General features: G+C 43.2%; 18 protein-coding genes. 15 read left to right on the forward strand and 3 right to left on the reverse strand.

Features of this window, described 5'->3' with window-relative positions:
* Position 1: 1 nt before the first annotated feature.
* The 14 genes from WS34_RS00065 (at position 2) to WS34_RS15300 (ending at position 14,586) form a co-directional block, all read left to right on the forward strand.
* Positions 2 to 568 carry an anthranilate synthase component II gene (locus WS34_RS00065; protein WP_046402368.1) on the forward strand — a complete coding sequence of 189 codons (567 nt, stop codon included), beginning with the start codon at positions 2 to 4 and terminating at the stop codon, positions 566 to 568.
* 33 nt (positions 569 to 601) lie between these two features.
* A complete protein-coding gene (trpD, locus tag WS34_RS00070; RefSeq protein ID WP_022159894.1) occupies positions 602 to 1,600 on the forward strand; it encodes an anthranilate phosphoribosyltransferase in 999 nt (332 codons plus the stop codon).
* Position 1,601: 1 nt separating this feature from the next.
* Positions 1,602 to 2,381, forward strand: coding sequence for an indole-3-glycerol phosphate synthase TrpC (gene trpC / locus WS34_RS00075; RefSeq protein ID WP_502685458.1), 780 nt, complete (start codon positions 1,602 to 1,604; stop codon positions 2,379 to 2,381).
* Entirely contained in the window at positions 2,371 to 2,988 is a 618-nt protein-coding gene (locus tag WS34_RS00080; protein WP_046402371.1) for a phosphoribosylanthranilate isomerase, read from the forward strand. The genes trpC and WS34_RS00080 overlap by 11 nt, the downstream gene beginning before the upstream one ends.
* Before the next feature lie 11 nt (positions 2,989 to 2,999).
* Positions 3,000 to 3,782: a tryptophan synthase subunit alpha gene (gene trpA, locus WS34_RS00085; RefSeq protein ID WP_022159891.1), complete on the forward strand. Its 783-nt coding sequence runs from the start codon at positions 3,000 to 3,002 to the stop codon at positions 3,780 to 3,782.
* 107 nt (positions 3,783 to 3,889) lie between these two features.
* On the forward strand, positions 3,890 to 4,171 hold the full coding sequence (locus tag WS34_RS00090) for a hypothetical protein (RefSeq protein ID WP_013611106.1): 282 nt from the start codon (positions 3,890 to 3,892) through the stop codon (positions 4,169 to 4,171).
* A gap of 87 nt (positions 4,172 to 4,258) precedes the next feature.
* Positions 4,259 to 4,966: a M48 family metallopeptidase gene (locus WS34_RS00095; RefSeq protein WP_013611105.1), complete on the forward strand. Its 708-nt coding sequence runs from the start codon at positions 4,259 to 4,261 to the stop codon at positions 4,964 to 4,966.
* 85 nt (positions 4,967 to 5,051) lie between these two features.
* Positions 5,052 to 6,134 carry an Mrp/NBP35 family ATP-binding protein gene (locus WS34_RS00100; RefSeq protein WP_046402444.1) on the forward strand — a complete coding sequence of 361 codons (1,083 nt, stop codon included), beginning with the start codon at positions 5,052 to 5,054 and terminating at the stop codon, positions 6,132 to 6,134.
* Positions 6,135 to 6,178: 44 nt separating this feature from the next.
* A complete protein-coding gene (gene porW / locus WS34_RS00105) occupies positions 6,179 to 9,643 on the forward strand; it encodes a type IX secretion system periplasmic lipoprotein PorW/SprE (protein ID WP_046402373.1) in 3,465 nt (1,154 codons plus the stop codon).
* A 15-nt stretch (positions 9,644 to 9,658) separates the two neighbouring features.
* The gene (gene tsaE / locus WS34_RS00110) at positions 9,659 to 10,075 is read left to right on the forward strand and encodes a tRNA (adenosine(37)-N6)-threonylcarbamoyltransferase complex ATPase subunit type 1 TsaE (RefSeq protein ID WP_013611102.1); all 417 of its coding nucleotides are present in this window, start codon (positions 9,659 to 9,661) and stop codon (positions 10,073 to 10,075) included.
* Between the two features lie 11 nt (positions 10,076 to 10,086).
* A complete protein-coding gene (locus WS34_RS00115; protein ID WP_022159887.1) occupies positions 10,087 to 11,304 on the forward strand; it encodes an alanine dehydrogenase in 1,218 nt (405 codons plus the stop codon).
* Between the two features lie 34 nt (positions 11,305 to 11,338).
* Positions 11,339 to 13,687 (forward strand): OmpA family protein, encoded by a 2,349-nt coding sequence (locus tag WS34_RS15290; protein WP_195360064.1) that lies wholly within the window; start codon positions 11,339 to 11,341, stop codon positions 13,685 to 13,687.
* A 495-nt stretch (positions 13,688 to 14,182) separates the two neighbouring features.
* Entirely contained in the window at positions 14,183 to 14,356 is a 174-nt protein-coding gene (locus WS34_RS15295) for a hypothetical protein (protein ID WP_195305791.1), read from the forward strand.
* A gap of 62 nt (positions 14,357 to 14,418) precedes the next feature.
* The gene (locus WS34_RS15300; protein ID WP_157741825.1) at positions 14,419 to 14,586 is read left to right on the forward strand and encodes a hypothetical protein; all 168 of its coding nucleotides are present in this window, start codon (positions 14,419 to 14,421) and stop codon (positions 14,584 to 14,586) included.
* On the opposite strand, the gene WS34_RS00125 is transcribed toward WS34_RS15300, so the two are convergent.
* Positions 14,576 to 15,151: a Fic/DOC family protein gene (locus WS34_RS00125; protein ID WP_013611099.1), complete on the reverse strand. Its 576-nt coding sequence runs from the start codon at positions 15,149 to 15,151 to the stop codon at positions 14,576 to 14,578. The genes WS34_RS15300 and WS34_RS00125 overlap by 11 nt on opposite strands.
* A gap of 244 nt (positions 15,152 to 15,395) precedes the next feature.
* Here WS34_RS00125 and WS34_RS00130 point away from each other — a divergent pair, with 244 nt between their 5' ends.
* On the forward strand, positions 15,396 to 15,695 hold the full coding sequence (locus WS34_RS00130; RefSeq protein ID WP_046402375.1) for a RyR domain-containing protein: 300 nt from the start codon (positions 15,396 to 15,398) through the stop codon (positions 15,693 to 15,695).
* Here WS34_RS00130 and WS34_RS00135 read toward each other — a convergent pair.
* Complete coding sequence (locus WS34_RS00135) at positions 15,692 to 17,143, reverse strand: TlpA family protein disulfide reductase (protein ID WP_162610037.1); 1,452 nt, start codon at positions 17,141 to 17,143, stop codon at positions 15,692 to 15,694. The two genes, WS34_RS00130 and WS34_RS00135, sit on opposite strands and share 4 nt — an antisense overlap.
* A gap of 45 nt (positions 17,144 to 17,188) precedes the next feature.
* Positions 17,189 to 17,935, reverse strand: a complete 747-nt coding sequence (locus WS34_RS00140; protein WP_013611096.1) for a tetratricopeptide repeat protein — start codon at positions 17,933 to 17,935, stop codon at positions 17,189 to 17,191.
* Positions 17,936 to 17,940 lie beyond the last annotated feature (5 nt).

The raw sequence follows: 17,940 nt of genomic DNA on the forward strand, positions 1-17,940 counted from the left end.
TATGGAAAAAATATTGATACTCGACAACTACGATTCGTTTACTTATAATATTGTTCACCTCTTACATGAATTGGGAGCCGAAGTGGATATAGCCAGAAATGACCGGATTTCGGTGGAGGAAGCCGGCCGATACAACCGGATTATTTTGTCTCCGGGGCCGGGAATTCCAAGTGAAGCCGGAATATTACCCGAAGTTGTGAAGCGTTATGCGGCTGAAAAATCAATCCTGGGGATTTGTCTGGGTGAACAGGCCATCGGGGAGTGTTTCGGCGCTGAATTGGAGAATCTGCCGGAAGTTTTTCATGGTATTTGTACACCGGTGCGGGTGATTGCCGAAGAAAAGATGTTCTCCGGTCTGGGCGAAAGTTTTGATGTAGGCAGGTATCATTCCTGGGTAGTAAGTCGGAAGAATCTGCCTGAATGTCTTACAGTTACCGCTGAGGATGCTGCAGGCAGAATTATGGCCCTGTCTCATAAAAGCTATGATGTTCGCGGCCTTCAGTTTCATCCGGAATCGATTTTGACTCCTATGGGGAAAATGATGATGGCGAATTGGTTGCATGCTTGAAGTAAAGGGAATGTATATGATATATTGATTACTATGAAAGAACTGTTATATAAAATGTTCGGGCACAAAAGCCTCTCTAAAGAAGAAGCTAAACAAGTCTTGTTGAACATTTCCGACGGCCGGTATAACGACAGCCAGTTGTCGGCTTTTATGACCGTTTTTCTGATGCGTAGTATTACGACGGAAGAATTGGCCGGGTTTAGGGAAGCCATTCTCGAACGGAGGGTGGTCGTGGATTTGGATTGTCATGATGCAATCGATATTGTCGGTACGGGAGGGGATGGAAAAAATACGTTCAATATTTCTACGGCGGCTTGTTTTGTGGTGGCCGGAGCAGGCTACCGGGTTGTAAAACACGGAAATTACGGTGCCAGTTCGGTGAGTGGGGCTTCGAATGTACTGGAACAACATGGGGTGAAATTTACAGGACACTCCGGTCGGTTACAGCAATCGCTGGAAGAAAGCGGGGTCGCTTATTTGCATGCACCGTTTTTTAGCCCTGCCTTGAAAAGTGTAGGACCGGTACGACGTGCTTTAGGAGTACGTACCTTTTTCAATATGTTGGGGCCTTTGGTCAATCCGGTACTCCCACGCTACCAGTTATTGGGAGTATATAACCTGAAACTGGCCCGTTTGTATAACTATATGTATCAGCAGAGCGGAGTGAATTACACGATAGTACATTCGCTGGACGGGTATGATGAAGTTTCGCTGACCTCTCCTTTTAAAGCGCTGAATAATCGGGGTGAGGGCATTTATTTGCCGGAAGAGATCGGATTCGGTCGGGTGGCGGAAGAGGAATTGTCGGGAGGAAATACGGTGACCGAAGCTGCGGCGATTTTTGACCGGGTTTTAGCTAACGAGGCTACCCGGGGACAAGAAGACTGTGTGATTGCTAATGCTGCTTTTGCAATCCGTACCCTGAGGCCCGGAATAGCTTTGCCGGATGCTATTGCAGAAGCGCGTGAGGCGCTGGAGAGCGGGAGGGCACTGAGGGCGTTCCGTAAATTTGTAGAACTTAATGAAAAATGATATGTCAGTTTTAAACCGGATATTGAAAACAAAACAGGAAGAAGTGACTGAGCGGAAAAACAGGATTTCCGAAAGGGATCTGATGAGTACGCTTTTAGCTGGGAGACAACGGTTATCGATGCGAAAGGCCTTGGAGGAATCGGCAACAGGGATCATTGCAGAATTTAAACGGAAGTCTCCTTCCGGAGGATTTATTCATGAGGCAGCCGGAGTGCAGGAGGTGGTCGGCGGATATGTACGGAATGGTGCTGCGGCTTGTTCGGTGTTGACGGATACGGATTATTTCGGAGGATCGTTATTGGATCTCGCTATGGCCAGGAGGGTTTCGGATATTCCCTTATTGCGTAAGGATTTTATCGTCGATTTCTATCAACTGGCCGAAGCGGTGGCTTATGGAGCCGATGCCGTTTTGTTGATCGCTGCAGCTTTGTCGCCGGCACAGTGCCGGGAATTGGCCGATGCTGCTCATGGACTGGGATTGGAAATACTATTGGAAATACATCGGGAAGAAGAGTTGGAATATGTCTCCCCGGAAATGGATATGGTGGGGATCAACAATCGGAATCTGACTACTTTCGAGACGGATATTTATACTTCTTTCCGGTTAGCTTCACAAGTCCCGGTTACTTGTCTGAAAGTGGCCGAGAGTGGAATTCGTGCCATGGAGACAGTCGTTGCGTTACGCAGATTGGGATTCAGAGGATTTCTGATCGGTGAACATTTTATGCGGGAAGCACAACCGGCTCAGGCTTTAAAAAATTTTGTCGGATATGCTGATTAAAATTTGTGGCATGAAGGAACCCGGGAATGTGAAGGAAGTCGCTGCTTTACATCCCGATATGTTGGGTTTTATTTTTTATAAAGCCTCACCGCGTTATGCCGGTGATTTGTCTCCCCGGGCTTTGGAACGTTTACCTGCAGCTATCGGGAAAGTAGGAGTTTTTGTGAATGCAGAAACCGGGTTTATCGAAAATATAGTACGAAGGTATAAGATGGATACGATTCAACTGCATGGGGATGAACCCCCTGAAATGGGTCACTATTTTGTACAGAAAGGCTACCGGGTAATAAAAGCTTTCGGTATAGAAGAGGCCGGTGATTTTCAACGGACTTTGCCTTATGAATCGGCTTGTCAGTTGTTTTTGTTCGATACCCGGAGCAGACAGTTTGGAGGGACCGGGAAATCGTTCGACTGGAATTTATTGAACCGGTACGAGGGGAGTGTACCTTTTTTCTTAAGTGGAGGAATTGCCTGGGAAAATAGAGAAGAGATCGGAAAAATCAAACATCCGAAGCTTGCCGGACTCGATTTGAACAGTCGGTTCGAAACGGCTCCCGGAATGAAAAATATCCATTTATTGTCTCGTTTTTTAGCTGAACTACCTTAATTATTTTAGTTATGAATCGGATTACAGAATTGTTTCAAAGAAAAGATAGAAATCTTTTGTCTGTGTATTTTACTGCCGGTTATCCGGTTTTGGAAGATACGGTCGAAATCATACAGATGTTAGAAAACCGGGGAGTCGATCTGGTGGAAATCGGGATTCCTTTTTCCGATCCTATGGCCGATGGGGTAGTCATCCAGCAAAGTAGTACACAGGCACTGAAAAATGGCATGACGTTGCCTGTATTACTCGAGCAGTTGACTAGTATACGAAGTCGGGTTGAATTGCCTTTGCTATTGATGGGATATTTGAATCCGATGTTGCAGTACGGTATGGAAAACCTTTTTCGAAAAGGGATGGAAATCGGGATCGATGGAATGATTATTCCGGATTTGCCGTTTCAGGAATACCTGGAGTCGGTTAAACCGCTTTGTGAAAAATATGATATTCCGGTGATTATGTTGATTACCCCCGAAACTTCGGATGAAAGGATCCGTCTGATAGACGAATATTGTGGCGGTTTTATCTATATGGTCTCTTCGGCTTCGACGACCGGAGTGAAAGATCGGTTTACAGCCGGACAGATTGAATATTTCCAAAGAATAGACCGTTTGAATTTGAAAAATAAACGTTTGATCGGTTTCGGCATATCTAATGGCGAGACCTTGTCGACCGTTTGCCGTTATAGTAGCGGAGCTATTATCGGAAGCTTATTTGTAAAATTACTGGGAACGGAGCCTACGGTGGAGGAAGCTGTCGATCACTTGTTAAAAATAGCTCACAGGGACGGGCTATAGCCTGCTGCCCGCGTCCCCGTGAGCTAAGAGCTAAAAAAAAGTTGAAGAAAGGGGAGAAATCTCTGGGATTTTTCTTATTTTTGAAAAAATTTAAATTCTTGAAAATTATGGCAAGTATTAGAAGATTAAAGAAAGACATCGATTGTTTGACTTTTGCTGTTGTTGACGATAGCTTAAATTGTCTGGCTGTAGGTAAAAGTATGGATGATATCAGCGAAATAGTACAGCATATTATAGATTCCAGAAATGATTTAAGACAACGTGTAAATGCTGGAAAACAAGTGGCGAAAGCAGATAGAAAAGGATATTACAGGACTATCGGAAAGGATTTGATTGCTTCTGTAGACGGTGCATTTACAAAATTAAGCGATTTGGTAAAGCAGGCTTAAGCTGTTCGTAGAGAAAAGAATAAAAGGAGAATGCGATGAAGGCATCCTCCTTTTATTGTTCTTTAATGAAAAATAGTTTTTCAGATCATGGAGGTATTGGAACTTGCGGGTATTGGTGAAATAAAGGTCCGGCGGAGTGCGAATATCAAGTATTTGCGTATTCGGATGGCTCCGGGGCGTGGGGTTTGGGTGAGTGTTCCTTTCGGCGTGAGCCGGAAACAGGTGGAGAAATTTCTGGAAGAGAATCGGGAGTGGATTCTCAAAAACCGGAAAGATATGAAAGTTTATGAGGAAGACACCGGAGTCGGTTTGGGAATAGGGGCGGAAATTAAGACGAAGTTGCATGTGCTGAGGATTGTGGAGACCGAGGAACCGAAGCCTTCTTATCGGCTTGAACAGGAAAAAATAACCCTGTTTATTCCTAAAAAAGTCGATTTCAGTAAAGTAGAGAAAATCGTTCAGCAGTTTTTGCTGGAAATCTATACGATGGAATGCCGTCGATATTTGCCGCAGCGGATCAGAAACTATGCCGAAAAATTCGGATTTCGTTACGGACGGGTTACGTTCAGGAACAATATTTCCAATTGGGGTAGTTGTTCTTTTGACAATAATATCAGTCTCAATATCAAGTTGATGAAGCTACCGGATGAAATTATCGATTATGTGATCTTGCATGAGTTATGCCATACGGTAGAGAAGAATCATTCGGCTGCATTTTGGAAGTTGGTCGGCAAAGTATGTCCGGCTTATCCGACTTTAAGGGCCAGGCTGAGGAAATATAATACCCGGATTTAATCTGGACGGAGAGTCGTTTTGGCGAATCGGCTATTTTTACTATTTTCGTTACCCCTAAAGGGATATTAAATTTTTAAATGTTATGATGCAGGAAAAACTTAAAGAAATCAGGGATCTTCTCACAGAAGTGAAGTATCCCGGTACTTCTAAAAATATTGTGGAACTGGATATGGTGCAAAATATCCGGATCGAGGGAGAGAAAGTGTTGTTTCGGCTGGTGTTTCAGAAAGCCAGCGATCCGTTTGTCGGGTCGGTGAAGAAAAAAGCGGAAGCCCTGATAAAAGAAAAAACTTCTTATACGGAGGTAGAGATCGAAAACCTGTTTGTTCAGGATTTGGAGAGACCGTTGTCCCTGGAAAAGGTAAAAAATATAATCGCTGTTTCCTCGGGTAAAGGAGGAGTAGGAAAATCTACCGTGGCGGCCAATTTAGCGGTAGCTTTGGCTGCTGAAGGATATAAAGTGGGTTTGGTGGATGCGGATATTTTCGGTCCTTCTATTCCGAAAATGTTCGGTTGCGAAGAGGCTCAGCCCTATATGGAGCAGATCGACGGAAAGGATTTCATTGTGCCGGTAGAGAAATATGGCGTAAAATTGTTATCTATCGGTTTCTTTGTCGATCCGGCTTCTGCCACTGTCTGGCGGGGGCCGATGGCTTCCAATGCATTGAAACAGATGGTGGAGCAAGGTTTTTGGGACGAATTGGATTATATGCTGATCGACCTTCCGCCGGGAACCAGCGATATTCATTTGACTTTGGTACAAACTGTCGCCCTGACAGGAGCTATTGTAGTCAGTACACCTCAGCAGGTGGCTTTGGCCGATGCAATCAAAGGAATCAATATGTTCGAGTCGCCGGGTATACAGGTGCCCGTGCTAGGCCTGGTGGAAAATATGGCCTGGTTTACTCCGGCTGAATTGCCCGATCATAAATATTATATTTTCGGACGGGAAGGGGCGAAACAACTGGCCGAACAAAGAGGTCTCCGGTTGTTGGGCGAAATACCTGTTGTACAGAGTATTTGCGATGGAGGCGATGCAGGTAAACCTGTAGCTTTGAATGCCGATTCGATTACGGGAACAGCGTTCAGGCAGTTGGCGGATGAAGTTGTGAAAGCCGTAGAGGAAAATCACGACCCGGCAAAAAGAGTGAGAGTCACCAGACAATAGGACAGCATGTCTAAATGAAATATTCTTCTTATATATTAACGGGGATGATGGTGGTGCTGTGCGGTTGTTCGGTGAAGAGAAACAATTTCTTTTCACGTAACTATCACCAGTTGACTACCCGTTATAACGTATATTTTAACGGTGACCAGGCTTTGAAGTCCGGGATAAAGCATATGGAAAACAGGCATAAGGAGGATTATACCCACCTTTTGCCTGTTTTCGTATCTAATGACGAACAGACGCGTAGTATTTGCAGCTCCGATATGGACTACGTGATCGAAAAGGCGGCTAAAGCGATCGATAAACATTCGATCACGGCTAAACCCAGGCGGAGAAAGAATAAAGATTCCAAAAATTATCAGACCTTCCGAAAGAAAAAAGAATTTAATAACCAGTTGGATAAATGCTATCTGTTATTGGGGAAAGCTTATTTCTATAAGAAGAAATACACGATGGCCAATAACACTTTTCGTTTTATACAAAGGCAATATGCCGAAGACGAGGCCTTGATGACCGAGGTGTCGATCTGGTTATTCCGGAGCCTGACGGAAATGGGACGCTACGAAGAGGCTGCCCGGATCATGGACCGGCTCGACGGGAGCACATTAAAGCGGAAACAACGGGAGATGGTTGCTGCGGCGAGAACCGATTTCTATGTGCGTCAAGGTATGTACGAACAAGCGATTCCTGAGGCAGAAAGATTGGTCAGGACTTGTAAAAGCATAAAACGTAAACCGCACTACAATTTTTTGTTGTCTCAATTATATGTAAAAGAAAATCAGGATGGGGCTGCTAAACTGGCATTGAAAAAAGCTACCCGGTTCAATTTCAATTATGAAATGGTCTTCAATGCCCGGATCGGTATGGCTTTAGCCTATCAGGAAGGAGATGCGGCCGTAGAAAAGAAATTGAAGAAAATGTTGCGGGATTCCCGGAACGAGGAATTTCAGGATCGGATTTATTATGCTTTGGCCAATATCGAAAATAAACGTGGAAATGAGGAAGGAGCGGCCGGTTTGTATTGGAAATCCGTGCATGCCTCTGTAGATAACGATAATCAGCAGGCTTTGTCTTTTGTAAAATTAGGGGATTATTATTTCAAAAACAAGGCCTATGTGCAGGCACAGAGTTGTTACGATTCTTGTTTGCTTGTCATGGATTCGCGTTATGAAGATTATGAAAAACTAAAATCTTTACTGACCGATCTGACCGAATTGGTTACGAATCTGAGAATTATACAAACGCAGGATAGTTTGCAGCGGATAGCGGTGTTACCGGAAGAAGAGAGAAACCGCTTGATCGACGATAAAATCACTGCGATTAAAGAGCAGGAAAATACTCGCAAAGAACAGGAACGAAGGGAGCAGGCCGAGCGCAATTTTTATCGCCGTAACGATATGCTTAGCCGGGGAGATGCTTTTTCGCAGGGTAACCGCGGAGGGGATTGGTATTTTTATAATCCCGTGACGATTGCTCTGGGGAAAAATGATTTTAAGCGGAAATGGGGACGGCGTAAGCTGGAAGACAATTGGCGCAGACGAAACAAAGCAAGTATCGGTTTGGCAGACGAAACCGGCGAAGAATTAGCAGAGATGACGGGAGGGGAAAGGGAAGTGAAAGATGTAAAGAGCAGGGAGTATTATTTGCAGGATCTCCCCCTGACACCGGAAATGCTGCAGGCATCTGAAAAACAGATCGAAGAAGCTTATTATAAAGCCGGCGAAATTTATTTGTACCGTTTGAATGATCCGGAAAAGGCTTTAGAGTGTTTCGATGCTTATATTCAGCGTTTTAAAAATACCGCTAATCTGCCGATGGTCTATTATCTGGCTTCCACGACCGCTCTCAAGGCAGGTAAGGCGGCAGAGGCTGAAAGATATAAAACAGAGCTGACCGCTCTTTTCCCTGAAAGTGATTTCGCCCGGGGACTACAAGACCCGAACTATTTCCGTCAGGTCGAAGATGTGCTGAAAGTGGTAGAGAAAAAGTATCAGGAAGCTTACCGATATTACCAAAAAGTTTATTACCACGAAGCAGCACAAATTTGTGACAGAATCCTGAAAGCGTACCCGGATAATAAATTGAAAGCAAATGTGCTGTTTCTGAAAGCGATGTGTGTTGTAAATACCGGTTCTCCCCAGGAGGCGAAGAACGCTTTGGAAGAGGTAATCGCAGCCCGTCCCGGAAAAGAGATCCTGCAGGTGACTAGCGACATTCTGGCTTCTTTAGCGGTAGGAGAAAAACCTGTTCGGTATTCCGAAGCGGAAATGGCTCAGGTCCGTTCTTTACAGGCGAACCGCAATTGGCAATTCGATGAAGAAGTACTGGCTGGTCGTAGCCGGAAAGAAGAAACAACTTATAAAATCGAGAAAGAAAAAGAACAATGGGTGGTATTGTTTTTGCCACAGGAATTTACAACCGTTCAGGAAACCAGATTTAAAGCGCGTTTGAAGTTTATTCATGCTGCCGAAATGGCCGAAGGGAAAAGTTATGAAATGAAAAAAGAAGAGCTCGGGTACAAAAAAGAGGTGCTGGTTGTTCGTCGGTTCGGACAGTATTCGGAAGCTTCCGAATATTTGTATAAAATAGCTACGGATAAGTTTTTGTTGAAGATTCTGGGAAACGAAAGTTACCGGATGTTCGCTATATCGCCGGACAACTTCTCTATCCTGAAGCGATTGAATAATATCGATCAGTATGTCGATTTCTTTACCGAGAATTATTTTGAGGATCGTTACCAAGGTGAGAAAATTGTAGGGAAATGGGGGACTGCTGCCCATGTCTTTAACAATGAAGAACAAGAGAATCATCATTTTGTTTTGGCTGTTCCTTTCCGGGAAGTCAATACGAAACGCATTGTAGAAGCTTTACAGGAAGTGGATCCTGCATTTACATTCGAAAAAGGGGATTATAACCGGGATCTGGAATTGATAGTGGTCAAGCATATCGGTAATAAGAAACAGGCGTTGGACTATATGTCGGCAGTCCTGAAAAATAAGAAATTGTTCGATTTGCTGGCCGGGGTAGATTATGAAGTATTTCTGATCACTCCCCATAATCTCAAAGCTATGCAGGAAAATGAATACCTGGAAGAATACCTGAAATTTTTCGATGATCATTATCTGAAAAGTGCGGGAGCTATCGGGGTTGAAGATGGGGATTATATTTACAATAAGAGCGTAGCACACAAGTTCGTTTTGTTCTATCCCAATACGATCGATCCCTACCGGCTGAAAACAATTTTCGAAGAATTCAATTTTGCAGGACTGACTTTGAACAATTTGAAGTTCGATGAAGAACACGATTGTATGGTGGTGTCCGGTTTCAATAACAAAGAAGAAGCGATGCGTTATTTCACGACAGTCATCGGTAACCGGAAATTATTCAAATCGCTGAGAAATGTCGATTATACGAATTTCATTATTACTGAAGTGAATTTGCAGACATTGACCGGCAAAAAGAATATAGAGGTTTATCTTGAATTTTTTAAGAAATATTATTTGAACTAATGGATTTAGAAGCCTATGAAATGGACAATCAATCATCTCGAAGATCTGAATAAAGTGGCGGCAGAATTTTTGGATTATGTCGGAGACAAAACTATTTTTGCTTTGTACGGACCGATGGGAGTAGGGAAGACTACTTTTGTAAAGGCCGTCGCAGCCTGTCTGGGGGTAACCGACGATGTGAGTTCCCCGACTTTTGCCCTGGTCAACGAGTATCAGACAAAAAATGGGAAATCCCTATATCATTTTGATTTTTATCGCGTAAACCATATAGCTGAAGCGCTTGATTTCGGTTATGAAGAGTATTTTTTCAGTGGAGACCGTTGTTTTATCGAATGGCCTGAAAAAATAGACGAGCTGCTTCCAGAAGGTATCGTCGATTGTTATTTTACTGAAAATCCGGATGGAAGTCGTGAATTGAAGGTGGAAATTTAACTTTTAAGACTATGGACAACACAGGCAGAATGTCGGGAACGATTAATAAGCAATGGTTTCTTTATCAGGAAAAAGAAGTTTTTCAGGATAAAAGGCAGAAGAAATTGATTCTGGGGATACCGAACGAGCTGGAGAAAGGGGAGAACCGGATTTGTCTCACTCCCGAATCTGTTCATATCCTGGTTTCTATGGGACATGAAGTGTTGATCCAGCGTGGGGCCGGTAATAATGCCTATTACGGTGACACGGAATATGCCGATGCCGGTGCTATGATCGTAGAGACTTTAGGTGAAGTGTATACTGCCGACGTTGTGCTTAAGGCGACTTCTGTTTCTGCCGGGGATACGGTTTATATGCACGACCGGCAAGTGATTCTTTCCCCTCTGAAACTCTGTGACATGCGGAAGGATGCCATTACCGAAATGATGCAGAAAAAAGTGACGGCAGTCGGTTTCGATATTTTGAAAGACGGAGAGGGGTATTATCCGGTGGTCCGGATTATGAGTGAGATTGCCGGTAATTCGGCCATCATGATAGCCAGTGAATATCTTAATAATTCGCGGGGAGGTAAAGGGATTGTTTTGGGAGGTATCAGTGGGATTACGCCGGCGGAAATCGTTATTCTGGGAGCAGGCACCTTGGGTGAATTCGCTGCCCGTACAGCCTTAGGCCTGGGAGCGACCGTGAAAATCTTCGATCATTCGGTCGAGCGTCTCCGGAAGCTGAACGAGGTTTTGGGACAGCGGGTATTTACCTCTGTTTTTCATAAACCGGTATTGGATAAAGCGTTGGCTTCGGCCGATGTGCTTATCGGAGCTATGCGTTGTTTCGATAACGGAGAGAATACCGTTGTTTCGGAAGCCCAGGTGAGGTTGATGAAAAGAGGAGCGGTGATCGTGGATATGTCTATCGATCATGGCGGATGTATCGAGACAGCGGGTCCGACGACTCACGAAAAACCGGTGTATACTTATGAAGGAGTAATCCATTACTGTGTTCCGAACGTATTGTCGCGGGTAGCCCGGACTGCTTCGATCGCTTATAGTAATGTTTTCTTACCTATGCTTCAGCATATTGCCAGGCAAGGAGGATTTACCAATGCCATCCGGATGGATGCAGGGTTAAGGGAAGGGGTTTACCTTTATAACGGAATTTTGACTAAGAATGTGATTGCGGATAAGTTGGGCTTGATAGCCAGAGATATAAATTTATTGATCGCTGCTTTGTAAAATCGGGGCAGATGCCGGTTAGTTGGATGTGGTTATGAAATTTTTTCTGATTATTTGTGGTGTGCTCGTCGGAATGATGGGCTGTTCTTCAAAATATTATATGAGGAGAGGGGATCGTATGGCGGAGACCGGACGATTTTATAAGGCCGGATCGAAATACGAAAAGGCTTATCATAAAACAAAATCCAAAGATTTTCAGGCACTTGCAGCGATAAAGGCTGGGCAGGTAAATCAAAATGTAAATCGGCTGAAAGAAGCTTACAACTGGTTGAGAAAAGCCGAAAGAGCCAATCCGCAAATGCCTGAAATCTATCTGAAAGTGGCTCAGCTTGCGGTGATGAACGACGATACCGCTACGGCGAGGGAATATTATCGTAAACAAGAAGCATTGTTCGGTGATGGAAAAGGAAACGATGGCCTTTATTATCTGGAACAAGTGGATAACGATCTGAGAGAACAAGGGCGTTACCGGATAGCTTTGAAGCGGGAGTTTAACTCCAGGTACAGCGATTTCGCTCCGGTGTATGTGCCGGGGGATACGACCCGGGTTTTATTGGCTTCTACGCGCAAACCCGATCCGAGAAAAAAGAGAATAAAGACAGACCCGGTTACCGGCGAAGGGTATAGCCATATCTACGGGACGAGGTATGTGCAGGAAATCAGATCTACGGATAAACAAGGTAAAGTGAAGGTAAAGCGTTTTAAGGAACCACGATGGTTGCAACCGGAATTGCAGAAAGATTCTATTTATTCCAACCGGAGTGAAGGAGTCATGTGCTTTGCTCCCGATGGGCGTACACTTTATTTCACCTCTTCACGTATGATCAAAGAGAGCCAGGTAGGTACCCGTATTTATAAAGTAATCCGGCAAGCCGCTAATTCCGGGGAGGAAACCGAAAAAAAAGAATGGGGTAGCGTTTCTTTAGCCGGTATTTGCGGGGATTCTGTTTCTATCGGACATCCGGCATTGACTCCTGACGGATTACGGTTGTATTTTGTCACCGATCAGCTGCCCGGAGGGTTCGGAGGAAAAGATATCTGGTATGTGGACAGGCTGGAGGAAAAATGGGGGCAACCTCAGAATGCAGGCGAATTGATCAATACGGCCGGGGACGAGATGTTTCCTTATGTGAGAGAGAATGGAGAGTTTTATTTTGCTTCTAACGGGCATTATGGTTTTGGGGGATTGGATTTGTATAAAGTGGGGAATGTAGCTGGAAAGGAGGTTATCATTCATTTGCCTGCACCCTTAAATTCTTTTGCAGATGATTTCGGTATTGCCTTTAAACCGGGAACGGAGGACGGTTTGCTTACTTCGGGACGAAGCGGTCGAAACGATCATATTTATCGTTTTAGTTTTATACCGCAACAATTGAAAATCAATTTATTGACAGTCAATACAGTGACCGAACTTCCGATAGCCAAAGTAAATGTTACGGTTACTGCCGATAATGGAGAAGTCTCTTATTTAGAGACGGATTCACTGGGAAGGGCAGAAATGGAAGTCGTTTCTGATTGTGAGTATGTATTTGTCACCGACCATCCCCGTTTCCTGAAAGGGAAGGGACTGGTATCGACTTATCGGGAAAAAGCCGACCGGCTTTATGAATTACAGATCGGGATGCAGCCGATAGAAAAACCGATCGTCATACCTAATATCTATTTTGATGTGGCTAAATGGGAGTTACGTCCGGAGGCACGACAGAATCTGGAAGAATTATTGACTATTCTGGAGGATAATCCGAATATAACGATAGAGTTGTCCGCTCATACGGATATGGTGGGAAACGACGAAGCTAATCGGATTTTATCCGAACACCGGGCTCGGGCTGTGGTCGATTATTTGATCGGGAAAGGGGTGTATTGGGACCGGCTTGAAGCGAAAGGATACGGGGAAACTCAACCCCGCCAAATCAATGAAAAGGATGCCCGTGAATATCCGTTCTTTAAAGTCGGGGAGGTATTGAACGAAAGGTTTGTCGGCCGTTTGAGAGGAGAGCAACGGGAAACGGCCTTGCAATTGAATCGGAGAATCGAGTTTAAAGTATTGCGTACGAATTATAAGCCGGGACCGAACTCTTTATTCAATCCGAACCAGATGGCTGTTGCTGCTGAAGAAGGAACTAAAAAAATCGGAGAGACTCAGTTGAGGGAATTAAGGGCGGTAAAAGGCCGTTTTTTTACTTTGCAGTTGGGCGTATTTAAAAATGTGCCTGCTGTCCTCAATCAGTTTCGGGTAGTGTTTACAGAGAAATTAAGCCATGGGGTTGTGCGTTATTGTACCGGTGTATACGATACCCGTGAAGAAGCACAACAAGCTGCTGCAGCTTTAAAACAAAAAGGGATCGGGTATCTGATTAAAGAATTCGAATTCAGTCATTGAACTATTTCAAAAAAGTCTTTCGTAACCGGTAATCGGGCTATTGCGGTTGTGTACTGTTCTTCGGAGGGCTCGGATTATTGATTGCATTTATATTGGAATATAAGTATTCCCGGAAAAAATAAATCCTTTCCTGTTTAAAGGAGCCACGTGAAAGCGTGGTTTTTTTTTATATAGGAATAATATAGTCCAAAGTAGATAGAATAAAATTTTAGCCAAAATGAATAAATTGTATAATTCATTTGCTTTTTTATCTAAAAATAGTTATTACCTTTGTTTCGGTACAAAGAGTTGTACCCAAGTTTGTAATAACATGATGTAAAGTTTAATCTTTTTCAATAGGAAGTCGGCAAAACTTTTACGAAATAAGAAAGATGAACTGTATGTCGCGTAGAGATATGTGACCGATACGTTTATCCTCTTATTTCTGGGACTGCCGACTCCACTATTGAGAGGTAGACTATCGGTCACTTCTATATCTTGGAGTGTGGGCATACAATGAAAAAGGTGAAACATGAAAAAAGTATTAATCTGTCTAATCTACTTGCAGAGGGATTATTGACAGTGGTGTGTGAAAAGAATGATCTGGTGTGGACAGTTCCTTTCTCAGTAGAGCTTCATGCGCAAATTGTAAAAGAATTATTGTCGAAATTTAAGATTTCGGATAGCTGAAAAATCGATAAAAAATGCTGTTTGTTTGAGGTTTTTAGGGGGATTTTTTGTATATTTGTAACATGAAAAAGATATCGAAAAACACAGTTTTTATCACTCCGGTACGTCCTACCGAACGAAAATTTATCCTTGATTCTATGATAGCTTCTTTCCGTATAGAAGGGATTTTTATTCCGGAAGCAAAAGTTCAGGCTATTTATGCCCGGGTAAATGAAAAACTCAAAAAATAGTTTCTATAATTCTTTGCATCGGGAGATAATTTTTTTCGCTGACCCGCTGTACGGCAACGACGTAGTCCCTGAAATGTATTTTATCGAACCTTAATCCTTCATAGCCTTGTTTGCGTACCATTAGATTCGCCAGGATACGGGCCGTCCGGCCATTTCCTTCCCGAAAAGGATGGATGAAAAGCAATTCTCCGTGGACGATGGCTACATCTTTGGCTAAAGAAGCCTTATCGGGATAAGTATCGGGTAATTTTTTCAGAATTTCATCTTCAAAAAATTGCATGCTCTGTGGTATAAACAGAGCAGAAGGGAAGAGGAATCCTCCTTTCGACATATTGACCGTCCGGTATCTTCCTGCAAAGGTGTAGAGTTCTTTCAGAGCCAGTTTATGTATATTGCGGATATATTGACAGTCGAAACGAGTGGCGGTAGTCAGTGTTTCGGTCAGCATGATTTCAGCTAACAGGAATCCTTCGAATTCTGCTTCTGCAATCTCCCCGGGACGGGTTAAACCGAGCCGGTTAGGCAGACATTGGCTTTCTTCTTCATTTGTCGTATACTTGCTCATGACAAAATAGCTGAATAGACTGCTGTAAATATAAGTATTTTTCAGGACTTATTTTTCAGATGCTTATCTTTATAACCGCTTATACTTTATTTCCCCGAATTTTGTTTTATCGAACTGCCGAATAGGAGATCATAGACAAAGGAGAGAAGCGGGTTATTCTAAAAATCCGTTTCAAAGACCCGGTGTTAAGACACCTCGTGTCGGAAATAAATCTGTATCTTTGTACAAATAAAACGATCGAACGATGAAATCAGATTATATTCCGGCCCCGATAGATGTCAGCGATATACAACTACCTTCGGAATTATGCGAATTGGCCGAGATCATTGCAAAAAATGTACATGAAGTATGGGCTGCAGGCCGTTTGGCCGAAGGATGGAAATATGGTCCCGAAAGAAATGATGCACTTCGTACCCATCCCGGTTTGGTGCCTTATGAGGAATTATCCGAAACGGAAAAAGATTATGACCGCCGGACAGCTATGGGGACTTTAAAATTGATTCAGAAAATCGGCTTCGGGATAAAAAAAGTGAAAAACGTTTAGTTTTTCACTTCGATACCGATTCTTTTATATTCTTTGGTTAGGATATCTGCAAATTGTTCAATATCCAGTTTCTTGGCGATGATTTTTTTATCTTTATCCAGGAGATACATGACCGGAGTAGAATCGATGTGATAGTATACCCTGAAATTAGTTTGATTCTGAGGATCCCAACAGTTGATAAAATCGAATAGTTCATGTTCGGTAACAAAATTTTCCCATTTTTCTTTATCGTTCTGAGTGTGTACGGCAAATACTTTGAAACCATAAGGTTTGAATTTATCCAGTAATCCTGTTTTGACCTGAGGTACCTGTTTTTTACAATGTCCGCAATCGGCTTCCCAGAAAAGCAATAACGTAAAGGGGGCTTCGGTTTCATATAGACTGACCCAATCGCCGTCCATAGTCGGCAGCTTCAATTCCTGCGCTTTCAGGCCGATCAGATTATATTGCGTAAGGATCACTTCCCGTTCGATATTTTCGAGGGTCTTTTTGTCTACCCAGTCGGCCTCGCCTGTCAGGTAATATTTTTTTGCCAGATATACAAAGGCGGCGTCCATTCCCATATACTTGTTCGATAGGGCATAATTGAAACAATAGCTTACCAGATAGCGGAACATGGCTTTACAACCTCTCGATTTTTCAATGATATTCACCGATTCTTTATAGACACTATCCGGAATCATCAATACTCTGGTATTGAAGAATTCGTCGAGCTTACTTTTGAAAATAGGAGTGCGGATTAAAGTACTGTCCTGAAAATTAGTATTGTCCCAATAATGTGCCTTTGAAAAGAGGTATTCTTTTTTTTGTATTTCAAAATCCCGGTTGGGGGTATTTTCAGGTATTTCTTTTGAAAAATCAGGAGTAGGAACGGAGAGTGTAAAATTGGCGAAGGTAGCTAAAGCCGAGTTCGGAAATTGTTTGCAAAGTCCGGCGATATGATCACGGACTTCCTTATCGATCTGATCGAATCGGGCGGAATATTTCTTTTTTGCTTCGGGGCTTGTTTTTGCCGGATCTTTTTCCATGGCTTCTTTGATCTGCCGGCTTTTTTGGGTTGCCGAAGTCATTACTTTTTGAAAACCCAGAAAAGCTGTATTTTCAGGCGAACCTTCAAAACGGATTTTATCTATGACCTGGAGGGTATCGGTTGTGATGGAAAAATTTTGGTTATCCCCGATCATAATATCGAAATAATTACTGGGGGAGAAAAGGAGAATATACATTCCCCGTGCCAGTTTTTTATTGTTTTTCTGGAAATATCCCGTACCGTTGCTATTGATTTGGGCCGTATCTACAGCGTAAACTTTTCCCTCGAAATAATTGGCGAGGATAACTTGTTTATTAGACATTTGTGGAATATTCACCTGGATTTTATATCCCTGTGCAAACGAACCGACGGACTGAAAGCACAGTCCGCATACCAAAAGTAAGAATAAATTTTTCATATTCATCGAATTATACACACACCTAAATACCCTTTCGGGCTATACTTAGTTCTTGAAATAATCGGCGATCACCTTGTCGGCTGCTTCAAAGCCCAACCGGGAAGCGATCTCCAGGTCTTTTAAAGCTTCCTCGGATTGGTAGAGTGCCATTTTAGCAATGGCCCGGTTATAATAGGAACGGGCACTCGAAGGATCGATATCGATCGCTTCGGTGTAATCCCTGACCGCTGCTTCTAGTTGGCCTTGTTTCTGCAATACTACTCCCCGATTGAAATACAGAGCACTGGAATTCAAACCGAATTCTTTTGCTTTCGCAACTTCTAAATCGACATTTTTTCCGAGGCGCAGGGCTTCGTTATAATCTTTTAAAGCCCCTTCGAGATCGTTCATCCTGAACCGGGCTATTCCCCGGTAATGGTAAGCCTGGATAAAATCGGGACGCAGGCTGATCGTCTGGGAATAGTCCTGAATGGCATTGGCATAAATACCCAGATTTTCATAAAGAATACCCCGGTTAAAATAAGCATCTGCATGATCCGGATAATTGGCTATGACATAGTTGAAATCTGCTAAAGCTTCTTTGTAACGGCGGGTATTGGCATACGAAATAGCCCGGTTGTAATAAACCGGAAACCAGGTATTGTTTATACTCAGAGCGTTGTCGAACTCGGTAATCGCTTGCTCATACAGGTTTTGTTTCATATATTCCAGTCCACGCTTATTAGCCTGTTTCACTTTACTGTTACAGGCTGTCAGGAAAATTACTACTATAAGCAATAATTGATATCTCATTGGAA

The organism is Odoribacter sp. N15.MGS-14, assembly GCF_000980245.1.
GTDB classification, from domain to species: domain Bacteria; phylum Bacteroidota; class Bacteroidia; order Bacteroidales; family Marinifilaceae; genus Odoribacter; species Odoribacter splanchnicus.